Origin of the sequence: Alistipes sp. DJF_B185 (assembly GCF_964250025.1) — a bacterium.
Classification (GTDB): Bacteria; Bacteroidota; Bacteroidia; order Bacteroidales; family Rikenellaceae; genus Alistipes; species Alistipes finegoldii.
In genome coordinates, this window is sequence record NZ_CAXUDY010000091.1 from 1 (window position 1) to 684 (window position 684).

Annotated in this window: 2 protein-coding genes; both read left to right on the plus strand. The window is 44.7% G+C overall.

Annotated features, from left to right (window positions below; translation table 11 throughout):
• Positions 1–154 precede the first annotated feature (154 nt).
• Entirely contained in the window at positions 155–481 is a 327-nt protein-coding gene (locus ACESTR_RS16340) for a hypothetical protein (protein ID WP_302961461.1), read from the plus strand.
• 3 nt (positions 482–484) lie between these two features.
• Positions 485–684, plus strand: a 200-nt coding sequence (locus ACESTR_RS16345) for a hypothetical protein (protein WP_130064132.1), incomplete at its 3' end; no start/stop codon positions are given.

Here is a 684-nt window from a genome sequence, read left to right on the forward strand (position 1 = left end):
CACCGATCGCCGACAACTACTCCCAAGTCTATCCGCTTCTTATCCATGAGAGCAACGCTTCGGTACTGAAACAGCTCTATGAGGCGGGTTTCTCGATGAGTATGACGAAAAAAGGACTGGAAGTATCGAAGTATTAACCTCAAATAATCGTGTAATGAAACGCTATGAATTTTATCGGAATCAAAAAATTACTGTCATAGATTGCCGGTATTTCAGTATTGAAGCCGAGAATCTCGAAACGGCAGTCCAGAAGATCAAGGAACTGTGTGCAGACGGTCAACTCGACGAACTGTCAAACGATCCGACCTATCAGGAAGATGCTGCTTATCAAATTCCCGGAACGGAATATCCACTGGACATAGAAAACAATAACGGAGATCCTACGGTTATGATTTACTCAGCCGCAGACGGAACCCGTATCACGGACAACCTTCCGATATCGACCGGAATAACTCAAACCAAGAACATTATAATCAACTAAAACATGAATTTAAACGAATATTACCGTAACCATAAGGACGCGATCAACGCATCGATTATGGAAATTGCCTGCGATCTGGCCGTCGGACGACTGCTGAGTACGCACGATACACCTTTCGAAACATTTGTCGAAGCCGATGACCCCGACGATCCCGACGGCGGAACCCATTACAAGGAGGAATATCAAAAGGAATACGATACGTA